The sequence below is a fragment of the Pantoea sp. ABR1s genome, assembly GCF_057812235.1.
This window is the reverse complement of the sequence record NZ_CM173823.1, coordinates 2,149,237-2,168,703: the sequence shown is the minus strand read 5'-3', so window position 1 is coordinate 2,168,703 and position 19,467 is coordinate 2,149,237. Positions and strand designations below refer to the sequence as shown.

The following is a 19,467-nucleotide window of genomic DNA, read 5'->3' as shown; positions in this document are numbered from 1 at the left end:
AGAAGGCATTAACCGTGGCGCACCAGGTTAAAGCCTTCTTCCTCCTGCGGCGCTTCGAAATAGCGGGTAATCAGCGCGAACTGCTCGTCCGTTGCGGCAAAGGCGTGTTCGCCGCCCTGATTTCGGGCGTGCAGGCGCGATTTACACAGCGCATCCGGTACGTCCAGATAATGCAGACGATGGTCGGCAGAGGATGCCTTAATCACCGACATCATCCAGTCGCGATTCGCCCGGGTGTTGGCAGGAAAATCGAGCACCACCGACACCCCTGCGTTAAGCAGCGCGACCAGATGAGGCGTCATCGCCTTTCTGAGTTTTGCCGCATAGCGCACGTAATCGGCCACCGACTGCATCTCGTCCTGATAAAGCGCGGCGAGCCACTGATCCTCGCTGATCACCACGCAACCGGGGGCGGCACTCAGCTTCGCCGCCAGCGTCGATTTCCCGGAGGCAATTTTTCCACACAGCAGATGCAGCGTGGCGGGGGCAAAAGTCATGGTCATATCACTCCTGTGTCAGCCTGATAGTGAACCGCGCGCATTACGCGAAGGGAAAGTAAAGCAGGTCTCGCCGAAGCGGGATTCAGGCTAACAAAACAGGGGAGAGATAAGCAATGAGAGGCAAAAAGTTGCTGGTGAGTAAAACCCGGTTTACCGCGCGTAACAGTCTCTGCTGCTGCGGGCGTTACTGCATTCAGAAAAAACCGCGGCTTTCGCTGGGCATGTTGACACGCCTGAACGGGGAAGTGCGGTCAGGCGTTGAGTGCAATATCAGATACGCTTTCAGAAAGGGGGGAATTGGCGCTGAACAGCTGGCAACTGACTTCATTTTTGTGCCATCAGCAACGTCAGCAGTTCGCGGCAGCATGCCTCTTCTTCTGCACTGTCTGCGGATGCCAGATGGCGCAGCAGTTCCATACAGCTTTTTTCCTTGCCCGCTTCCAGTAACTCTTCGATCAGAAAGTTGAGTTTGTCCTGTTCAGACACGGCAAAGGATGAACTAAACTCATTTTTGACCGGGCCACTGTGATTCACCGGCAACGTGAGGGTGTTTTGCATTGGCATAATATTGTCCTGTTTCGGGTTAAAAAATGTTCGGCGATTGCTATTAAACTTATACAACGATCCGGAATTTGTACAGGAATCTGCCCGATTGATTTTCAGGACGAAGCTAAGCGCAGCGCGGTTGCGGCGTAAATGTCAGCTAATCATTAAGTTAGCGGGAGAAGGAATTTCAGAAAAATTCTGCGGGCCTGAGGCAGGATGCGGAGACGGGAAAAACCAGGTCAGTCCTGCGTCAGGTCAACAGGCGGCCCACCGGGCCGCATGCACTATTTAGCGGTCAGGAAATCTTCGCGCTGCGGTGTAAACGTATCCAGTAATGTGCCCGCCTCAAGACAGACACAGCCATGAACCACATTGGGCGCTTTATAGAGCGTATCTCCTGCGCCCACCTCACGCGTTTCACCATTGATGGTGAAGGCAAAACGTCCGCTCAGCACATAGGTCAGCTGCTCGTGGGGATGGTGATGCAGCGGGCCGACAGCCTCTTTCTCAAAAATCACTTCTACCGCCATCATGGTGCCGCCGTACGCCAGCACGCGGCGGGTCACGCCGTTGCCCAGATCTTCCAGTGGTCGCTCTTTATGGTAGATAAACATCGCAATCCTCCTGCGGTTGCCCCTGCTGCGGTGACCGTTTTGTGATGGATCTCACAGCACTCGGGTGAATTAGTTTATGCACTTTAGTGGTTTTTCACTAAAATGAAACGGTGTTTCAATTAATTTATAAGGGTAGATCATGAAAATCGCGTTAATGATGGAAAACAGCCAGGCCGCTAAAAACGTTACCGTGCTGAAAGAACTGGAAGGCGTCGCACAGCCACTGGGCCATCAGGTCTTCAACGTCGGTATGAGCGATGAGCAGGATCACCACCTGACCTATATTCACCTCGGCATTCAGGCCAGCGTGTTGCTCAACAGCCAGGCCGTGGATTTCGTGGTCGCGGGTTGCGGCACCGGGCAGGGCGCGCTGATGTCGCTTAACATTCACCCGGGCGTCGTCTGCGGCTACTGTATCGATCCGGCGGATGCCTACCTGTTTGCCCAGATCAACAACGGTAATGCCTTATCTCTGCCGTTCGCCAAAGGCTTTGGCTGGGGCGCTGAACTTAACCTGCGCTTTATCTTTGAAAAAGCCTTCACCGGCGAGAAGGGCAATGGCTATCCGCCAGAGCGTAAAGAGCCGCAGGTGCGTAATGCCGGTCTGCTGAATCAGGTCAAAGCTGCCGTGATCAAAGAGAACTACCTCGACACGCTGCGCGCCATCGACCCTGAACTGGTGCGTACTGCCGTTAGTGGCCCACGCTTCCAGCAGTGTCTGTTTGAGCATGGCAAAAATCAGGAAATCGTCGCTTTTGTGCGTCAGCTGACCCACTAACGCATCCGGGGTCATAAGGCCGGTTTTTCCGGCCTTTTTTTATTCTCTCTTTCCCGACATCAGCTGAACGTCAGCTCTGCTGCGCCAGCGCCGGATTGTAATGGCGACTCGCCTCCACCAGCATCCGGGTGTAGGGCATCGCGGCGCGGTCGGCCACCAGCGTCGGCACATCCAGCGTCTCCAGCACCTTGCCCTGTTGCATAACCGCCACGCGATGGCAGAGGTGCGCCACCACGCCGAGATCGTGTGTCACCATCAGATAGGTCAGGTTCTCCTGCTGCTGCAGATCGCTGAGCAGATTGAGGATCTCCGCCTGCACCGAAACATCCAGCGCGGAGGTCGGCTCATCCAGCAGCAGCACGCGCGGCTCTAAAATCAGCGCCCGGGCAATCGCCACGCGCTGACGCTGACCACCGGAAAGCTGGTGCGGATAACGCGTCTGCCAGGCACGATTCAGCCCGACCTTATCCAGCATTGCCACGACGCGCTGCTGGCGCTGCCCGATACCCTGAATCTGTAATGGCTCTTCAAGAATATCGCCCAGTGTGTGACGCGGATGCAGCGAGCCATAAGGGTCCTGAAACACCATCTGCACCTGACGGCAGCGCGCCCGATCGATGCGGTGCGCCAGCGGCTGGCCATCAATGGTCAGCTCTCCCTGCCAGTGATTAAACAGGCCCGCCAGACACTTCAGCACCGTGGTTTTGCCCGAGCCCGACTCACCGACCAGTCCGAAGATTTCACCCTGTTTAACCTGCAGGCTGACGTCGAACAGCACCTGATTACGGCGACCCTCTTCACCGAAACTCAGGTTGAGATTTTTTACCTCAATCATCGTAACTCCTTAGTCAGTTAGCCAGCTGGCGTGACGTTGTAACACCGGCAGACGGGTGCGCCGCCGATCAAGGTCGGGCAGTGCTGCCAGCAGTCCCTGGGTGTAGGGATGTTGCGCGCGGTCAAGTTCGCTGGCGGCCAGCGACTCCACCACGCGTCCGGCATACATCACCAGCACCCGATCGCAGAAGCTGCGCACCAGATTGATATCGTGACTGATAAAAATCAGTCCCAGACCGCGCGCTTTCACCAGATCATCCAGCAGCGCCAGCACCTGCAGGCGAACCGAGACATCCAGCGCAGAGGTGGGCTCATCGGCAATCACCAGTTCCGGCTCGGTGATCAGCATCATGGCGATCATGACGCGCTGCCCCTGGCCGCCGGAAATCTCATGGGGATAGAGCTGATATACCCGTTCAGGATCGCGGATCTGCACCTCCTCCAGCATCGCCAGCGCCCGCTGACGTGCCGCCGATTTCTGGCCGCGATGGTGACTGCGCCAGGCTTCGGCAATCTGTTCGCCCACCCGGATCACTGGATTCAGTGAATATTTCGGGTCCTGCATAATCATCGAGATGCGTTTGCCACGAATGGCGCGCATCTCTGCCGGGCTGGCGTGCAGCAGGTCGATATCGCCAAACTGCATCCGGCTCGCCTCAATGCGCGCCTTAGCCGGATGCAGCTGCAGCAGGGCGCGACCCACGGTCGATTTACCGGAGCCGGACTCACCGACAATCGCCAGCTTCTCCTGACCGAGCTGAAAGGAGACGCCACGCACCGCCGGGGTTATCTGGCGTCCGTTAACAAAGTTCACGTGCAAATCGCGCACGTCGAGCAACGGCGAGGCGTTACTCACTGCGGGGATCGAGCAGGTCACGTAGGCCATCTCCTAAGAAGTTAAATGCCAGGCTATTAATCAGGATCGCCAGACCGGGAACGGTCACCACCCACCAGCACTCCAGCATGTAGGTGCGGCCACTGGCGATCATCGCGCCCCATTCCGGATCCGGCGGCTGCGCGCCCAGCCCGAGAAACCCCAGCCCGGCGGCGGTGAGAATAATGCCCGCCATGTTCATGGTGATGCGGATAATCACCGACGGCAGGCAGAGCGGAATAATGTGCTTCCAGAGCACCCGCAGCGGCGACGCGCCCTGTAAGCGCACCGCCGAGATAAAGTCCGCCTGACGCAGCGACAGCGTTTCAGCGCGGGCCAGACGGGCTATGGGTGGCCAGGCAGTGAGCGTAATCGCGATCACCACATGCTCCAGACCCGGCCCCAGCGCGGCAACAAAGGCCAGTGCCAGTACCAGGCTCGGGAAGGAGATAAAGATATCGGTGACGCGCATCAGCACGCCGTCGACTTTGCCGCCAAAATAACCGGCGGTGACGCCCAGCAGCAGGCCCAGCGGCCCGACGGTGATCGATACCAGCAGCACGATGTAGAGCGTGATGCGTGCGCCCCACACCAGACGACTGAAGATATCCCGGCCAAACTCGTCGGTGCCGAACCAGTGGGCCGCGCCGGGGGGCGTCAGCGCATTGTTAAGATCCTGAACCAGCGGGTGATACGGCGCGATCCAGGGCGCGAACAGCGCCACGATGCAGAGCACCAGCACAATGCCACCACCAATCGCGGTCAGGGGATTACAGGCCATGCGCCAGAGGAAATAGCCGCAGCGGGCAGCAAAACGCTGACAGCGCACCAGCCGCTCACGGGAATGACTCACAGACGCAGCGTCAAAAGAGATCGTCATACTTTGGTCCTCGGATCGAACACCTGATAGAGCAGGTCGGAGATCAGGTTAAGCAACACAAAAATCAGGCCCACCACCAGCACACAGCCCATCACCGCATTCATATCGCCCAGCATCAGGCTGCCGGTGAGGTAGGAGCCAAAGCCGGGCCAGGAGAAGACGGTTTCAATCAGCACCGCGCCCTCCAGCAGCGAGCCATAGGCCAGCGCCACCACGGTCAGCAGCTGCACCAGGATATTGCGGAAGGCGTGCTGCCAGATCACCTGCCATTCAGTCAGGCCTTTGACCCGCGCGGTCAGAATGAACTCCTGCGACAGCTGCGCGAGCATAAAGCTGCGCGTCATGCGGCTGATATAGGCCATGGAGTGAAAGCCGAGCAGCGAGGCGGGCAGCACCAGATGATTCAGCGCATTCCAGAACACCTGGCTGTTGCCCGCCAGCAGGGCGTCAATCAGCATAAAGCCGGTGCGACGTGGCACGATGCCATCCAGGCTGAAGTCCACCCGACCTGCGCCGCCGACCCAGCCGAGATGGGCATAGAACAGCAGCAGGCCAATCATGCCGACCCAGAAGATTGGGGTGGAGTAACCGGCCAGGCTGAGCATCCGCACCACATAGTCGATGACGCTGTTGCGACGCGCCGCCGCCAGCACACCCATCGGCACGCCCAGTCCTGCGCCAATCACAATCGCCAGCGTGGCCAGCTCTACGGTTGCCGGAAAGACGCGCACAATGTCATGCACCACCGGCTGACCGGTGAGCAGCGCATGGCCGAGATCGCCATGCAGCAGCGCGTTAAGGTAGATGCCAAACTGCACCCACAGCGGTTTATCAAAGCCGAGCTGGTGATAAACCTGCTGATAGGTGGCCTGATCGGCGTCGGGGCCGACAATCGCCAGCACCGGATCCAGCGGCATTACCCGGCCAATAAAAAAGGTCAGTAGCAACAGGCCGAACAGGGTAATCACTACCTGCACCGCGCGATGGCTGATGCGGCGGCACTGAGTTCGGGTCAGGGTCAGGATCATAGGGTGCCTCCCGCTTTGGCTTCAGGGGTTTTCCAGACATCGCGGAGGAAGGTGGTCGCTGAGGGATGCGGCTGATAAGCCTGCACCCGGTTGCTGACCACCACGGAGTCGAGCATTTGTGAAATCGGCATCAGTGCAGGCACCAGCTGGTCATAGCGCTGCTGGATGGCGTAATAGGCCTGCTGCTGGCGGGTTTTGTCGCGCTCCACCAGCGCCTGATCGATCATGCTGTTGAGCTGCGCGTCGTAGAAACCGGTGCGCCAGCCCTGGAAGTTGGTCAGCCGGGCGCTGTCAGCATTATTCGGGTTATAGACCAGCGCGCGCAGGCTGGAGTGGGGATGCGGCTCTACGCCGCTGCCGCCGCGCCCGACCAGCAGACTGAACTGGCGATCGCGCATCGCGCCATAAATCTGGTTACCGGTGCCGGTGATGATTTTTGCGCGGATTCCGCCCTGGAGCAGCGTCGACTGCACGGCGATGGCGATGTTCAGAAATGGCTGATCGGCCAGCACCCGCAGCGTGGTGTCGAAGCCGTCCGGATAACCCGCTTCAGCCAGCAGTGCGCGGGCGCGCGGCACATCGAGCCGGTAACCGGGATCGGGCAGCGTGGCGGGCATGCCAGCCTGAATCGGGCGCTGATGCAGCTCGCCATAGCCGGTCATCAGGCTTTTATTGATGCCCTGATAATCGACCAGGTAGCGTACCGCCTCCCGCACTTTGATATTGTCGAAGTGCGGATCTTTCATGCTCATCGCCAGGTAGTAGATCGTTCCTTTTCTTACCGCATCAATGGTGAGGTCGGGGTCGTGCCGCAGGGCGCGCACGTCGGGGATCGCCATGTTGCTGGCGATATCCAGATCGCCTTTCTCCATCATCAGCCGCAGGGTCTGCGACTCCTGCAGATGGCGGAACACCACCCGCGACATCTTCGCCTCGCCGCGCCAGTAATCGGTCGCACGACTCATGCGCAGCACATCTTTTGCCTGCCATACATCCAGCCGGAACGGGCCGGAGCCCGCTTCATGGGTGGTGAGCCAGCGGTTGCCCCAGTCGCCATCCACCTCATGCTGCTGCACGGTTTTGCTGTCCAGCACCACCATGCTGCCCAGCGCCGCCAGCGAGTAGATCACCAGTTGCGGATCGTTAGGTCTGGGCAGGGTGATCACCAGCGTGCGGTCGTCGGGTGCGGTAATCATCTGGTCAACGTTGTCGCGGCTGAAGCCGTACGATTTCCACACCGACGCCTGCGCCAGGTTCAGATGCAGCACCCGCCGCATCGACCAGACCGCATCGGCGCTGGTCAGCGGATTGCCGGAGTGAAACCTGACGTTGTCGCGCAGGTGAAAAGTCAGGGTGCGGTTATCCGGGCTGACTGACCAGCGTTCCGCCAGCGCCGGGCGCACCTCGGTGAGTTGATGCGGGTTCAGCTCGACCAGTCCGTCATAGAGATTTACGACAATGCCGACCACTTCGTTGCCGGTCATAGCGGCCGGATCCAGGGTGAGCAGGTTATTCATATTCATGCCGACGATCAGCTGGTCATCCGGGGTCTTTGCCTGGATTGACGCGCTGCCCGTCAGCACCAGCAGCGTGATCAGCCACGCGCCACATCGTTGTGTCAGGGTCATAGGTAAAGTCCAGCAGGTCAGAGGTTTTCCCGTTTACGACTCTGCCTGCTGCTGGCCACCGGGATGGCAGGCAGCAGGCGGGCGACGGGGTTATTATTGTTTGCCGTACTTCGGTAGTGCGATTTACCAGCGGTTCAGCGTGTGCGTCTCAATCCAGCTGAAGTTAATATCCTCACCCAGCCCGCTGCGGGTGGGCAGGGTGACAAATCCCTGATCGTCCATCGGGTCGATCAGGCTGTTGAGGTAGGCGGGCGGGGTTTCATAATCCAGGAAGGGATGCAGCAGGCCGCGCTCATACCAGCGGCAGTTACGGATCGCCCCGACCACCGCCAGGCTGGCCGCACCGTTGCCGTGCACTTCGCAATCCATGCCAAAGGCTTCAGCCAGATTCGCCACTTTCAGGGTGGGCGAGATGCCGCCTACGCCGTTGGCACCGGCTCGCAGAATGTCGCAGGCTCCGGCACGCACCCAGTCGGCGCGGCTGTGATGTTTACCGCCCAGGCTCTCCGGACCAAGCACGTCGATAGAGAGGTTTTCGGCCAGCCAGGCGTAAGAGGCCATGCTCTCTTCCTCCATCGGCTCCTCGAACCAGGCGAAATTAAGCTTTTCCAGCGCCTTGCCGATGGTCAGCGCGTCACTGCGGCTGTACCAGTGGTAGCCATCCAGCATCAGCGCGATATCGGGGCCCACCGCTTCACGCACCGCCGCGCAGGCTTTGATATCCATCGCCGGGCTGGGGGCGAAGGAGACCGGCGGCATCCAGGTGTGCAACTTGATCGCCTGATACCCGCGCGCCACCAGCTTTTCCGCGAACTGCGCATACTCATCCGGCGTTGATAATCCACCGCTCAGCTCGTCACCACACATGGTGCTGCCGTAAGCCGGGATCTTCTCGCGATAGCCGCCCAGCAGTTTGTGGACAGGCTGTTTCAGCTTCCGTCCAATCAGATCCCACAATGCCTGCTCCACAGCGGAGAGCGCCCGCTCGGTGAGCTGATGGGCGCTGCCGCGCTGCCAGTGCACCAGATCCTGCCAAAGACGCTCCCGGTCAAAGGCGTTCTGACCGATCAGCACTTTGCGGAAAAAGGCATTAACTACATGGGATCGCACCACTTCCGGCGGCGCAAAGGCGTAACCACAGTCGCCTTCCTCGCTGGTCAGGGTCAGTAGCGCCATCTGCGCATCATTTTCCGGGCCAGGGTGGGAGTGCCCGGCGCTGTCGGCGCAACGCTGGGTGGGATAGGTAAAAAGGGTGACATCAATGGCGCTGATCTTCACGGTTAAGCTCCTGTGGCAGTCTGTCCTGTTGAATTATTAAAACGCTGTTTCATTTTCAATCTAGCCTTCACAATTCATTAACGCATTAGCCAAAACGATACGATTAATGGCTAATATGTGTGCAACTGCCCAGGGTGTTGTGAACATATTCACGAAAGCTGACCGTTTTGTGAGCAGCGACACGCTGCGCTTTTTCCTCTCAAGGGATCACTTTGAGCGCAACTCCGCCAGTTAACCCTGCAGCAAAAAACATTTAACCGGATGACTTCCCCTGACCCCTGTTTTAGGTGATAGTAACGCCGCTTTACATTAATAATTCTCATTATCATTTGTGCGGGTTTTTACAATGAAAAAATGGTTTTTAGCGCTGGGGCTGCTCACGCTGGCAGGGACGGCTTCGGCCAAATTGATTACTGATGTCGCAGGCCGTCAGGTCGAGGTGCCGCAGGAGGCAAAACGCATCATTCTGGGTGAGGGCCGTCAGATGTATCTGCTGGCGGCATTTGATACTGATGCCCCATTTAAACGGGTGATTGGCTGGCGTGACGACTTCCCGAAAGCGGACTGGGACGGTTATCAGGCTTACGAAAAACGCTATCCGGAAATTAAAAAATTACCGACCTTTGGCGGGGCGAAAGATGGCACTTTCAACGTCGAGCAGGCGTTAACCCTGAAGCCCGATCTGGTGCTGATGAATCTGGAATCCAAAGCCGCCACCGATGAAGGCAAGCTGATTGAAAAACTGCAGGCAGTAGGCGTGCCGGTGGTGTTTATCGATTTCCGCGAAGCGCCGATGGTGAATGCGGAGAAAAGTATCCGCATCATGGGCGAACTGGTGAACAAACCGGCGCGTGCCCAGGAAATTATCACCTTCCGCCAGCAGCAGATTGACCTTGTCACCTCGCGTCTGAAGAACTTTACCGGCTACCGCCCGAAAGTGATGATTGACCGTGCAGGCGGCTACAGCGACGAGTGCTGCATGTCGTTTGGCAATGAAAACTTTGGTCAGATGGTCGAGATCGCGGGCGGTCGTAACATCGCTAAAGATCTCATCCCTGGCACCTTCGGCACCGTTAACCCGGAACAGATTATCGCCAGCCAGCCGGATGTGGTGGTAGTGACCGGCGCTAACTGGAAGAATTACAATACCGTGGGCAAATGGGTCGGCGTCGGTCCGGGTGCCAATGTCACCGAGGCTACCGCGCGTCTTAAGGGGCTGATGATGCGCGATGCTTTTAAAACCCTGCCGGTGGCGCACAACGGCAATGTCCACGCCATCTGGCATCAGTTCTACGACAGCCCTTACCAGTTTGTGGCTATCCAGGCGCTGGCGAAATGGCTGCATCCCGATCTGTTTGCCGATCTGGATCCGGACGCCACCTTCCGCACGTTCCACGAGAAGTTCCTGCCGCTGCCTTATCAGCCAGGATACTGGGTCACTTTACCCGCTGATAAACCCTGACAGACCGGCGATGACAGGGACGTCATCCGCCTGATTTGCAATTCCTCCTGAATAAACCCTCTGTTTCTCTTCAGATTTACTAATCTTTTACAGGCGCGGAGTCAGTTGCTCTGAGCAGCGCGACGTCTGACGCGGTCCGCATTCACGTTAAAAATGGAGAGAAACATGCGCAATACCCTGGGAAGATCGGCCTTTGCCGTGACGCTGTACGCTCTGCTGGAGCCGGTGCCGCTGGGCTTTTTTGTCGCGGCCTGGCTGTTCGATATTCTCTATAGCCAGACCTTTGTGTTGTTCTGGACGGATGCCGCAGGCTGGCTGATTGCGCTGGGACTGATACTGGCGATTGTGCCGCGACTCATCGCGCTGGTTTATCTGTTCCGCGGCAGTGACAGTGCGGAAAAGAGTCATTTCTGGCTCTGGCTGGTGGCGATTGTGATCGCTATCGTCAATGCGTTTATTCACAGCCGTGATGCCGCCGCTGTCATCCCGCTGGGCGTGACGCTTTCGACGCTGGTGGTAGCGCTGCTGCTGCTGGCGAATGTGCAACTTGCGTTACGTCAGCGTAGCGCTTAAGGAGGAGCCACCATGAAGATACCGCATAAAACGTTGCTCGCGCTTACCCTGACAGCACTGCTGGCAGGCTGTGATGATGGTGCGCTGGTCGATCCGCAGAAGCAGATCGGACCGAATCCTGAACTGCCGCAGGCACAGAACTTCTTTATGCCGCCGATGCAGGTGCCGGAAGGCACGCCATGGAAAGCGGGCGAAATGCCAAAAGTGGCTGACGGGCTGAAAATCGAAAAGATCGCTGACAATCTGCAGCATCCGCGTCAGGTTTATGTGCTGCCGAATAACGATGTGCTGGTGGCGGAATCCAACGGCCCGGCCAAACCCACCACCCGGCCTAAACAGCTGATTATGGGCATTGTGCAGAAAGCGTCAGGTAAGGGCGGCGCTGGCGGCAACCGGATTACGCTGCTGCGCAACGTCAATGGCAAATGGGAGCAGCACCGCTTTATTGAGAATCTGCACTCGCCGTTTGGTATGCAGCTGATTGGCAATACCCTTTACGTCGCGAATGCTGACAGCCTGGTGAAGTTCCCCTATCGCGAAGGGGAGACGGAGATCCGCACCGCGCCTGAAGAGGTGACGGAACTGCCGGGCGGGCCGATTAACCACCACTGGACTAAAGCGCTGTTGGCCAGCCCCGATGGCAGCAAGCTCTATGTGGGTGTCGGCTCCAACAGTAACGTCACCGAGAACGGCATTGGCGCAGAGTATCGCCGCGCCGCAGTGCTGGAAGTGGACGCGGCCAGCGGTGCCAGCCGGATCTACGCCAGCGGATTGCGCAATCCGACCGGCTTACAGTGGGAACCGCAGAGCGGAAAACTGTGGGCCATCGTCAATGAACGTGATGAAATCGGCTCCGATCTGGTGCCTGACTACATGACCTCAGTGCAGGACAAAGGCTTCTATGGCTGGCCCTACAGCTACTTTGGTCAGCATGTGGATACCCGTGCCGAACCGCAGCGTCCCGATCTGGTTGAGAAAGCGATTAAGCCTGATTATGCCCTGAGTTCGCATGTCGCTCCGCTGGGGCTGCTGTTCTACGGCGCAGATAACATGCCGCAATACCAGGGCGGTGCGTTTATCAGTGAGCATGGCAGCTGGAACCGTACGCCGCTGAATGGCTACAAAGTGGTGTGGGTGAAATTTGAAAACGGCAAGCCGGTGGGTCAGCCGCAGACGGTGGTCTCGGGCTTCCTGACGGACGACGAAAAGCAGGTGCGTGGATTACCGGTCGGTCTGGCCAGCGACAAACAGGGCGGTGTCCTGATTGCTGACGATGCGGGTAATACCGTGTGGCGAATCAGCGCCGCGAAGTAAGCATTGCGCTGTTTTTTTAAGCAGAAAGCAGGCATAAAAAAAGGATTTGGCATTTCGCCAAATCCTTTATTTTTTGTTCGCTACCCGGCTGGTAACCGCGCTGCGAACGAGGTGCTCAGCACTCTCCACAAACAAGATTGTAAAATGTGCGGCTAAGGATTTCAAGTTTCGCCAAAATGCTGTATGTTTATACAGGTGTTGAGTGTTGAGCATCGCCTCATTGTCGACTGGCCGCTCCCAGGGGCACGGTTTTAAAATCCCGGCAGGCATCAGGTGGTGCTGGCCTGTGGCTTTAACCATGAGTGCCGCTCAGCTCTCTCCACAAAGATGTGCTTAGGCGCCCGGCGGGTAGAGTCAAAGCCCTGGTTGCCGAACAGCGCGCTCCTGTAAAAGGAGAAGGAAAGTGATGGAACTGACTAAGCTGATTCTGGATCTTATCCGGGTCATCTTGCAGATCATCGTTGCCCTTATGCAACTGACCGGTCACGCAGGTTAACCGGAACTTGAAACAAGGCGGAGCTAACCACTCCGCCTTTTTTCTTTGTCAATTCTCTGTCATCGGAGGCGGGTAAGGTGGTGCGGCAAAGCTCGCCGCCGGGGCGCTGCTTATCCAGACCGGGAGTTTTATGTCCATTGCCGCCGTTATGCCCGCCCGATTAGCGCACACCTGGATTGATGAGAGTGTGAAGATGCGCGAAACCACTGTGGGTCAGCAGTGTGAGATCCTGGCGCACAGCACGCTGGAGTATAGCGAGCTGGGTGACTTCTCCTATGTCGGCGAACACTGCTGCCTGGCCGATACCCAGGTGGGGCGCTTCTGCGCCATTGCTAATCAGGTGCGCATTGGCGCGCCGAATCATCCTATGGACCGCGCCTCCCAGCATCGCTTTACCTACTGCCCGGAGTATTACCACCCCGACGCCCGACGCGATCAGGGTTTCTTTTCCGCCCGTCGCGCCGATCGGGTGATAATCGGTCACGATGTGTGGATAGGTCACGGCGTAATTGTGCTGCCTGGCGTCACCATTGGTGATGGTGCGGTGCTGGCTGCGGGTGCAGTCGTGACGAAAAACGTCGCGCCCTACAGCGTAGTGGGCGGTGTTCCGGCCAGGCCACTGCGGGTGCGCTTTACACCGGCTATCGCCGCACGTCTCCAGCGCATTGCCTGGTGGAACTGGCCGCTGGAGAAACTGCTGGCGAATCTGCCCGATTTTCAGCACGGTGACATCGAAGCGTTCTGCCAGCGGCACGGTGCATAACCCCACGGCGCCGTCAGCCGTTTTGTACGCCGAAATAGCGCACAACCCGCTGGCCATAGAGCCCGACAGCCAGTCCGGCGACGATCAGCAGCAGCGCGGCGATTTTCTGAGGTGAAACCGTTTCGCCAAATATCGCCACTGAACCCAGGATGCCGAACACCGGTACCAGCAGCGACAGTGGCGCGACCGTAGAAACCGGATAGTGTTTCAGCAGCCAGTTCCACACCCAGTAGCCCAGCAGGGTATTGGGATAGACCTGAAACAGTATCGACAACACCGCCTTCACATCCAGTTGGGTGAAGAGTGCGTGATAGCCCGCGCCGCCATTGACCAGCCCGTCCAGCAGGAAGAGTGGAATGGGTGCAAAGGCGCTCGACCAGACCAGAAAAGCAAAAACCTGCCGGGTGCCCGCTTTTTTATTGATGATATTCGCAATACTCCATGCGACCGCGCCTGCCAGCACCAGCAGCATGCCGGAAAACGTCACTGAGCCATCGGTAATGAAAAAAATGCTCAGCAGACCGGCGCAGGCCAGCGCACACCCGGCGATCTGATAGCGGTTAAGACGCTCTTTAAATACCCAGCCACCGAGCAGCAGCGTGAAGAAGGCGCTGAACTGCAGCAGCAGCGAGGCGATGCCCGCCGACAGTCCGGTTTTAATTCCCAGATTTACCAGACCCCACAGGCCAATCCCGAAGACCAGGCCATAGCTGATCAGGTAGCGCCACGGCACGTCCGGTTTTTTAATAAAGAACAGCGCTGGCAGGGCGCAGAGCGTAAAGCGGATAGCTGCCAGGATAAACGGGTCGACCGCCTGCAGGCCGAGCTTGATAACGGAAAAGTTAACCCCCCAGATGGCGGTGATCATGACGGCGAGCAGCAGATGCGTTAATTTCATGAGTGACGAACTCCGGACCAGCAGAGAAAGGCAGAGGCACTGACCGCTGCACCGGCATAGCAGACAGCCTGCCATCCCCAGTGTGTATAAAGCTGAGTGGCGGCGATGGCCCCCAGCGCACTGCCCAGCGAGTAAAAGCACATATAGGCACCCACCAGACGACTTGCCGCCTCGGGTCGGGCGGCCACGATCAGGCTCTGATTAATCACATGTACCGTCTGGACGGCGAAATCGAGCAGGATCACCCCGAAAATCAGCAACAGTAACGAGGTGTGAAGCGCGGCTATCGGCAGCCAGGAGAAGGTCAGCAACGCCAGGGCTAAGCCAGTGGCACGCTGCCCCAGGCCCAGGTCAGCCCATGTACCTGCTCTGGAGGCCGCCAGCGCACCGGCAAGTCCGGCCAGGCCGAACATCCCGATCTGGGTGTGTGACAGTGACAGGCCGGTAAGTGGCAGTACCATCGAAGACCAGAGCATACTGAAGGCCGCAAAAATCAGCAGCGCCAGGATCCCGCGTCTGCGCAGCTGCGGTTCCGTGAGGAAGAGACGGAAAACGGACAGTAAGAGGTGAGGATAAGATGTGCGCCGCGTCTGACCTGCTGTGGCGGGCAGCACTTTCGCCAGGATGAGCGAGATCAGGAGTAACAGGCAGGCAGCCGTCAGATAGACCGCCCGCCAGCCCGCCAGGTCAGCAATCATTCCGGAAACAAACCGCGCCAGCAGGATGCCGATCACGATGCCGCTGGTCACGCTGCCCACCACCTGTCCGCGCTGTTCTGGCGATGCCAGCATGGCGGCCCACGCCACCATTAGCTGCGTGACCACCGCCATTAATCCCACCAGCAGCATTGCGCAGAGCAGCGTCATCAGGTCTGGCGCAACCGCAGCAGTGATTAACGCCAGCACGGAAAGCAGCAACTGGATGATCACCAGTTTTTTGCGGTTCACGCAGTCGCCCAGCGGCACCAGAAAGATCAGCCCCAGAGCGTAGCCGCTCTGCGTGGCCGTTACCACTGTGCCAATGGTACCAGGGGAAACCTGCAGGCTGGCGGCGATCGACTCCAGAAGAGGCTGTGCCGAGTAAACATTGGCGACCGCCAGCGCAGAGGTGAGTGAGAACAAAAAGATCATCCGGGACGAGAGCACCGGGATCGCGGCTGGGGGCGAATCGGCTTCAGGATCACGCGCCTTGCCAATCGTACAGGTCATGTTGCTTTCCTTTCTGGTTTTTATTTGAAACTGGATTGGCGATATCTTTAACCGGGCTGGTTTTTTTTTGCAACTTCTTTTCGGAGTGGCTAAACTGGCATCATGAGACAGGCAGCGTGAGAGAAGAGCATGGCTAAGCAGGAATCCCTGAGAACCAGCGAGTGTCCGGTCGCCAGAACCCTGGAGTCGATAGGTGAGCGCTGGTGCATGATGATCGTGCGTGAAGCCTTTGATGACGTCCGCAGATTCAGTGACTTCCAGCGGAATTTGGGGCTGGCGAAAAATATCCTGGCGTCACGCCTGAAGCAGCTGGTGGAGATAGGGGTGTTTGAGGTTGCGCCGGCCTCCGACGGCAGCGCCTACAGCGAATATGTCCTGACCGAAAGAGGCCGTTCGCTGTTTCCGGTTGTGGTCGCGATGCGCCAGTGGGGCGAGCGTTACCTGTTTGAGAAGGGCGAAACCCACTCCGTGCTGCTGGATAATGCGGAAGGAAAGCCGCTGCCGCGCCTGGAGGTTATCTCTTCACAGGGGCAAAAACTGGAACCGGCCGACTGTCATCGTCAGCGGGTGGTTGCTGAAGGGTAACCGTCAGGGTTTTTCCTCTTCCGCACACTCTGAAACTGACAGGCCTGACATCGCACGCGTTACCCGATCATCGCTGTCGCCTGTAGCGGTGATCGAACAAAATGCCTCACTCCCGTTTTACGCCTCCATTATGGCGTTATCCCCGGAAACAGGTCCGCGCGCTCCCTCATCTTTTCCTGCCCCGCATCATGACAGGCCTGTCGATATCATCACATTTTCCAATGATCGGTTGCCTTGTAACTTCCCGATGCGCATGACAATATCGCTGCTTGTATAGACATGTACTCTCAACCATAGATTGAGCAAATCACGCTTTCAGTCAAACACGTCTCTCACTGTTCCAGCGAGGAATCTATGTCGGTCAAATCATCTGTATCAGATTATTCAGGCTCAGAGAAACAGGGCCTGTCAGAAACCCGCTCCATTGATTACATCCCGTTGGGTGAACGTCATGGTCATCCCTTTAACCAGTTCACGCTCTGGTTTGGTGGCAATCTGCAAATCACGGCTATTGTCACGGGTGCGCTGGCCGTGGTGCTGGGTGGAGACGTCGTGTGGTCTCTTATCGGCTTACTGGTGGGGCAGATTCTGGGTGCAGCGATCATGTCTTTGCATGCGATCCAGGGTCCGCGCCTGGGTTTACCGCAGATGATCACCAGCCGTATGCAGTTTGGCGTGTTTGGTGCAGTTATTCCTCTGGTGCTGGTGTGCATTATGTATGTGGGATTTTCAGCCAGCGGGACAGTATTAGCCGGGCAGGCGCTGGCTAAACTTATCCATGTCAGTCATTCAACCGGGATGATCCTGTTCAGCATCCTCATCGTGATCATTGCGGTGCTGGGCTATCGCGTGATTCATCAACTGGGCAAGCTGGCGAGCGTCATTGGCGTTTTAGCCTTTGCTTATCTGTTTATCACGCTGTTCTCTGCGCATGACTTATCAGCCGTGTGGCAGAATCAGCACTTTACCCCGGCAAATTTCCTGCTGGCGGTCTCCCTGTCTTCATCCTGGCAAATTGCCTTCTGTCCTTATGTCTCTGACTATTCACGCTATCTGCCAGCTGATGTCTCCGCGAAGAAACTCTTCAGCTCAGTCTTTTTTGGCACCGTACTTGGCACGCAGGCTTCAATGACGCTGGGGGTGATTGTCGCTGCCATTGCCGGAAGTGCGTTTGCAGGCAATGAGGTCGGTTACATCGTGAGCATGGGTAGCACGGCGACCATGGCCATGGTGATTTATTTCGCCATTTGCTTTGGAAAAATCACGTTTACCACGCTGAACGCCTACGGCAGTTTTATGTCACTGACCACCATTGTCTCTGGTTTCCGTCAGCAAACCACGCTGAGTCGGGGCGGGCGCATTCTGTTTGTGGTGCTTATGGTTACGCTGGCCTGCGTCATTGCTCTGCTCAGTGAACCGGCCTTTCTGAAATCCTTCACCCACTTCCTGCTGTTTCTGCTGGCTTTCTTTGTGCCGTGGAGCGCGATCAGCCTGACCGATTTCTATCTGATCACCAGGGGCAGGGTTGATGTCCCGGCACTGTCGCAGCCGGACGGGCGCTATGGACGCTGGAACCTGGCCGGTATTACCGTCTATTTTCTGGGCGTGCTGGTGCAACTGCCGTTTATCGATAATCCGCTGCACCATGGATCGCTGACCTGGATTTTTGCCGGTAATGATGTCTCGTGGATCATCGGCTGGTTTGCGACGGCACTGTTATGGCTGATCGCCAGCCGCTGGGATCGTCGGGGCATCCCCGAACAGTCAATTTATCCCGCCCAATAACAAGGTCAGGCCGCCTGAGCGGCTGCCTTTCAGGGAGTGTCACTCTTCGCGGGTGTGTGATCACCCGCGTGTCAGGAAATCCTCTTTTAAGATCAGGCGGCAGAAACGTCCGCTGCGCCGGTCTGCGCCTCGGCCACCAGCGGCTTCTCCGGTTGCAGTAGTGTCATTGCCAGCATACTGCCAAAGGCGATCAGTGCGGTGACGGTAAACATCGCGTTATAGCCGTAATATTCCGCCAGCCAGCCGCAGAGCATCGGAGAGATAATCGCTGCCAGATTGGCTATCGCCAGCGTCATGCCACTATAGGTACCCACCGACGCTTTAGGGGTGACATCAATCACCACCGACCAGTAGACATTGTTTACCAGTGCATTCAGCGCATTGCCCAGGGTCATCAGTGCAATAATCCCGGCAGCCGACTGCACATAGGGGATCGCCATAAAGCAGCAGGCGGTGCCGCACAGCGTGACGGCGGCAAACAGATTGCGCGCCAGACGCAGATTACGGAAGCGAGCCAGCAGGGCATCGGCAATGCGACCGCCCAGCAGCACCGTAATACAGGCGCCGCTCCACGGGATCATCGCGACGTACCACAGTGAGTGCAGGTCGTAATGGAAATTATCCTGCAGATATTTCGGCATCCAGGTCACCAGGGTAAAGGTGATGTAGAGGAATGAGAAGTAGCCCAGCGCGTTGCAGACCAGGGTGCGGCTGGTAAAGAAGCGCCACCAGGGCAGTGGTACGCTGTCGCCCGCGCTGCGGCGCTGACCGGTCTGGATAAGCTGACGTTCTGCGGCATTGGTATGTGGACTTTTCTCCGGGCTGTCGCTGAAGGTGCGGGCAAACAGCGCCATCGCCAGCAGGGAGAAAACACCGAGCAGGATAAACATCATGCGCCAGTCATGGGTCAGCAGCAGCAGGCCCACCGCAATCGGGGCGGTCAGCAGCGCGCCAACCTGGGTCGAGAGCAGGCCGATGCCCAGTGCAAAGCCGCGCTCATTATCGGGTGCCCAGTGAGCAATCGCCTTGTTCATCAGCGCATAGGCCGGGCCTTCGGAAAAACCAAACATGATGCGAAGGGCAGCAAAGCCCATAATGGCGGATCCGCCAAACAGCGCCATGCCCAGTTCCCCCGCCCAGGCGGTGGCGATCTCCAGCAGCGACCAGAGTACGCCTGCCAGCAGCCAGACTTTTTTCGTGCCGATACGGTCGGCAAGAAAGCCGCCACACAGCGAACCAAACAGATAGCCAAAGCCAAAGTAGCCCAGCACGGCTCCGAGCTGGACTTTGCTGAAGTGATACTCCGCCGCAATGGCGTTAGCCGCAAACGACAGGGCGCCGCGATCGATATAGTTGATCAGGGCGATCAGGAACAGCAGTGAAAATATGGTGTAACGGTAACGGCTGGTTGTCATCTCACTTC

19 protein-coding genes are annotated in these 19,467 nt (G+C 57.8%); 7 read left to right on the top strand and 12 right to left on the bottom strand.

Annotated features, from left to right (window positions below; genetic code table 11):
- Nucleotides 1-8 precede the first annotated feature (8 nt).
- The 3 genes from ACXKZD_RS10135 to ACXKZD_RS10125 all read right to left on the bottom strand — a co-directional run bounded on the left by ACXKZD_RS10135 (nt 9) and on the right by ACXKZD_RS10125 (nt 1,660).
- Nucleotides 9-503, bottom strand: coding sequence for a P-loop nucleotide/nucleoside kinase family protein (locus ACXKZD_RS10135; protein ID WP_050679528.1), 495 nt, complete (start codon nt 501-503; stop codon nt 9-11).
- A 321-nt stretch (nt 504-824) separates the two neighbouring features.
- On the bottom strand, nt 825-1,064 hold the full coding sequence (locus ACXKZD_RS10130; RefSeq protein ID WP_010245020.1) for a hypothetical protein: 240 nt from the start codon (nt 1,062-1,064) through the stop codon (nt 825-827).
- 266 nt (nt 1,065-1,330) lie between these two features.
- Entirely contained in the window at nt 1,331-1,660 is a 330-nt protein-coding gene (locus tag ACXKZD_RS10125; protein WP_010245017.1) for a cupin domain-containing protein, read from the bottom strand.
- A gap of 139 nt (nt 1,661-1,799) precedes the next feature.
- On the opposite strand from ACXKZD_RS10125, the gene ACXKZD_RS10120 reads away from it, so the two are divergent.
- Nucleotides 1,800-2,438, top strand: coding sequence for an RpiB/LacA/LacB family sugar-phosphate isomerase (locus ACXKZD_RS10120; RefSeq protein WP_003853539.1), 639 nt, complete (start codon nt 1,800-1,802; stop codon nt 2,436-2,438).
- Between the two features lie 70 nt (nt 2,439-2,508).
- Here ACXKZD_RS10120 and ACXKZD_RS10115 read toward each other — a convergent pair whose 3' ends face one another.
- The 6 genes from ACXKZD_RS10115 to ACXKZD_RS10090 all read right to left on the bottom strand — a co-directional run bounded on the left by ACXKZD_RS10115 (nt 2,509) and on the right by ACXKZD_RS10090 (nt 8,960).
- On the bottom strand, nt 2,509-3,273 hold the full coding sequence (locus ACXKZD_RS10115; protein WP_010245009.1) for an ABC transporter ATP-binding protein: 765 nt from the start codon (nt 3,271-3,273) through the stop codon (nt 2,509-2,511).
- A 9-nt stretch (nt 3,274-3,282) separates the two neighbouring features.
- Entirely contained in the window at nt 3,283-4,149 is an 867-nt protein-coding gene (locus tag ACXKZD_RS10110) for an ABC transporter ATP-binding protein (RefSeq protein WP_010245006.1), read from the bottom strand.
- On the bottom strand, nt 4,121-5,026 hold the full coding sequence (locus ACXKZD_RS10105) for an ABC transporter permease (protein WP_060680193.1): 906 nt from the start codon (nt 5,024-5,026) through the stop codon (nt 4,121-4,123). Before ACXKZD_RS10105 ends, ACXKZD_RS10110 begins: the two co-directional genes overlap by 29 nt.
- Nucleotides 5,023-6,054, bottom strand: coding sequence for an ABC transporter permease (locus ACXKZD_RS10100; RefSeq protein WP_488981578.1), 1,032 nt, complete (start codon nt 6,052-6,054; stop codon nt 5,023-5,025). Before ACXKZD_RS10100 ends, ACXKZD_RS10105 begins: the two co-directional genes overlap by 4 nt.
- Nucleotides 6,051-7,682, bottom strand: coding sequence for an ABC transporter substrate-binding protein (locus ACXKZD_RS10095; protein ID WP_488981577.1), 1,632 nt, complete (start codon nt 7,680-7,682; stop codon nt 6,051-6,053). Before ACXKZD_RS10095 ends, ACXKZD_RS10100 begins: the two co-directional genes overlap by 4 nt.
- Nucleotides 7,683-7,805: 123 nt before the next feature.
- Nucleotides 7,806-8,960 carry a mandelate racemase family protein gene (locus ACXKZD_RS10090; protein WP_010244993.1) on the bottom strand — a complete coding sequence of 385 codons (1,155 nt, stop codon included), beginning with the start codon at nt 8,958-8,960 and terminating at the stop codon, nt 7,806-7,808.
- Nucleotides 8,961-9,306: 346 nt separating this feature from the next.
- Here ACXKZD_RS10090 and ACXKZD_RS10085 point away from each other — a divergent pair, with 346 nt between their 5' ends.
- From ACXKZD_RS10085 to ACXKZD_RS10070, 4 genes are all read left to right on the top strand, one after another.
- Nucleotides 9,307-10,422 (top strand): ABC transporter substrate-binding protein, encoded by a 1,116-nt coding sequence (locus ACXKZD_RS10085; protein WP_010670131.1) that lies wholly within the window; start codon nt 9,307-9,309, stop codon nt 10,420-10,422.
- A gap of 165 nt (nt 10,423-10,587) precedes the next feature.
- Nucleotides 10,588-10,995, top strand: a complete 408-nt coding sequence (locus ACXKZD_RS10080) for a DUF2231 domain-containing protein (RefSeq protein WP_010244987.1) — start codon at nt 10,588-10,590, stop codon at nt 10,993-10,995.
- A 12-nt stretch (nt 10,996-11,007) separates the two neighbouring features.
- The gene (locus tag ACXKZD_RS10075; protein ID WP_010670132.1) at nt 11,008-12,309 is read left to right on the top strand and encodes a PQQ-dependent sugar dehydrogenase; all 1,302 of its coding nucleotides are present in this window, start codon (nt 11,008-11,010) and stop codon (nt 12,307-12,309) included.
- Nucleotides 12,310-12,935: 626 nt separating this feature from the next.
- Complete coding sequence (locus ACXKZD_RS10070) at nt 12,936-13,568, top strand: DapH/DapD/GlmU-related protein (RefSeq protein WP_010244979.1); 633 nt, start codon at nt 12,936-12,938, stop codon at nt 13,566-13,568.
- A 13-nt stretch (nt 13,569-13,581) separates the two neighbouring features.
- On the opposite strand, the gene ACXKZD_RS10065 is transcribed toward ACXKZD_RS10070, so the two are convergent.
- Together ACXKZD_RS10065 and ACXKZD_RS10060 are read right to left on the bottom strand one after the other, a co-directional pair.
- On the bottom strand, nt 13,582-14,466 hold the full coding sequence (locus ACXKZD_RS10065; protein ID WP_089414192.1) for an EamA family transporter: 885 nt from the start codon (nt 14,464-14,466) through the stop codon (nt 13,582-13,584).
- The gene (locus tag ACXKZD_RS10060) at nt 14,463-15,674 is read right to left on the bottom strand and encodes an MFS transporter (RefSeq protein WP_256849276.1); all 1,212 of its coding nucleotides are present in this window, start codon (nt 15,672-15,674) and stop codon (nt 14,463-14,465) included. Before ACXKZD_RS10060 ends, ACXKZD_RS10065 begins: the two co-directional genes overlap by 4 nt.
- A 129-nt stretch (nt 15,675-15,803) precedes the next feature.
- On the opposite strand from ACXKZD_RS10060, the gene ACXKZD_RS10055 reads away from it, so the two are divergent.
- Nucleotides 15,804-16,259, top strand: a complete 456-nt coding sequence (locus ACXKZD_RS10055; RefSeq protein ID WP_010244971.1) for a winged helix-turn-helix transcriptional regulator — start codon at nt 15,804-15,806, stop codon at nt 16,257-16,259.
- A gap of 354 nt (nt 16,260-16,613) precedes the next feature.
- Complete coding sequence (locus tag ACXKZD_RS10050; RefSeq protein ID WP_033787885.1) at nt 16,614-18,044, top strand: purine-cytosine permease family protein; 1,431 nt, start codon at nt 16,614-16,616, stop codon at nt 18,042-18,044.
- 92 nt (nt 18,045-18,136) lie between these two features.
- Here the strand turns inward: ACXKZD_RS10050 and ACXKZD_RS10045 are convergent, their stop codons facing one another.
- Nucleotides 18,137-19,459 carry an MFS transporter gene (locus ACXKZD_RS10045; RefSeq protein WP_010670137.1) on the bottom strand — a complete coding sequence of 441 codons (1,323 nt, stop codon included), beginning with the start codon at nt 19,457-19,459 and terminating at the stop codon, nt 18,137-18,139.
- Between the last annotated feature and the right edge of the window lie 8 nt (nt 19,460-19,467).

Coding starts and splice junctions, on each gene's coding strand:
- ACXKZD_RS10100 (WP_488981578.1), bottom strand. CDS start 6,054: ATGATCCTGACCCTGACCCGAACTCAGTGCCGCCGCATCAGCCATCGC.
- ACXKZD_RS10125 (WP_010245017.1), bottom strand. CDS start 1,660: ATGTTTATCTACCATAAAGAGCGACCACTGGAAGATCTGGGCAACGGC.
- ACXKZD_RS10115 (WP_010245009.1), bottom strand. CDS start 3,273: ATGATTGAGGTAAAAAATCTCAACCTGAGTTTCGGTGAAGAGGGTCGC.
- ACXKZD_RS10095 (WP_488981577.1), bottom strand. CDS start 7,682: ATGACCCTGACACAACGATGTGGCGCGTGGCTGATCACGCTGCTGGTG.
- ACXKZD_RS10120 (WP_003853539.1), top strand. CDS start 1,800: ATGAAAATCGCGTTAATGATGGAAAACAGCCAGGCCGCTAAAAACGTT.
- ACXKZD_RS10050 (WP_033787885.1), top strand. CDS start 16,614: ATGTCGGTCAAATCATCTGTATCAGATTATTCAGGCTCAGAGAAACAG.
- ACXKZD_RS10105 (WP_060680193.1), bottom strand. CDS start 5,026: ATGACGATCTCTTTTGACGCTGCGTCTGTGAGTCATTCCCGTGAGCGG.
- ACXKZD_RS10130 (WP_010245020.1), bottom strand. CDS start 1,064: ATGCCAATGCAAAACACCCTCACGTTGCCGGTGAATCACAGTGGCCCG.
- ACXKZD_RS10055 (WP_010244971.1), top strand. CDS start 15,804: ATGGCTAAGCAGGAATCCCTGAGAACCAGCGAGTGTCCGGTCGCCAGA.
- ACXKZD_RS10085 (WP_010670131.1), top strand. CDS start 9,307: ATGAAAAAATGGTTTTTAGCGCTGGGGCTGCTCACGCTGGCAGGGACG.
- ACXKZD_RS10080 (WP_010244987.1), top strand. CDS start 10,588: ATGCGCAATACCCTGGGAAGATCGGCCTTTGCCGTGACGCTGTACGCT.
- ACXKZD_RS10045 (WP_010670137.1), bottom strand. CDS start 19,459: ATGACAACCAGCCGTTACCGTTACACCATATTTTCACTGCTGTTCCTG.
- ACXKZD_RS10070 (WP_010244979.1), top strand. CDS start 12,936: ATGTCCATTGCCGCCGTTATGCCCGCCCGATTAGCGCACACCTGGATT.
- ACXKZD_RS10065 (WP_089414192.1), bottom strand. CDS start 14,466: ATGAAATTAACGCATCTGCTGCTCGCCGTCATGATCACCGCCATCTGG.
- ACXKZD_RS10075 (WP_010670132.1), top strand. CDS start 11,008: ATGAAGATACCGCATAAAACGTTGCTCGCGCTTACCCTGACAGCACTG.
- ACXKZD_RS10060 (WP_256849276.1), bottom strand. CDS start 15,674: ATGACCTGTACGATTGGCAAGGCGCGTGATCCTGAAGCCGATTCGCCC.
- ACXKZD_RS10135 (WP_050679528.1), bottom strand. CDS start 503: ATGACCATGACTTTTGCCCCCGCCACGCTGCATCTGCTGTGTGGAAAA.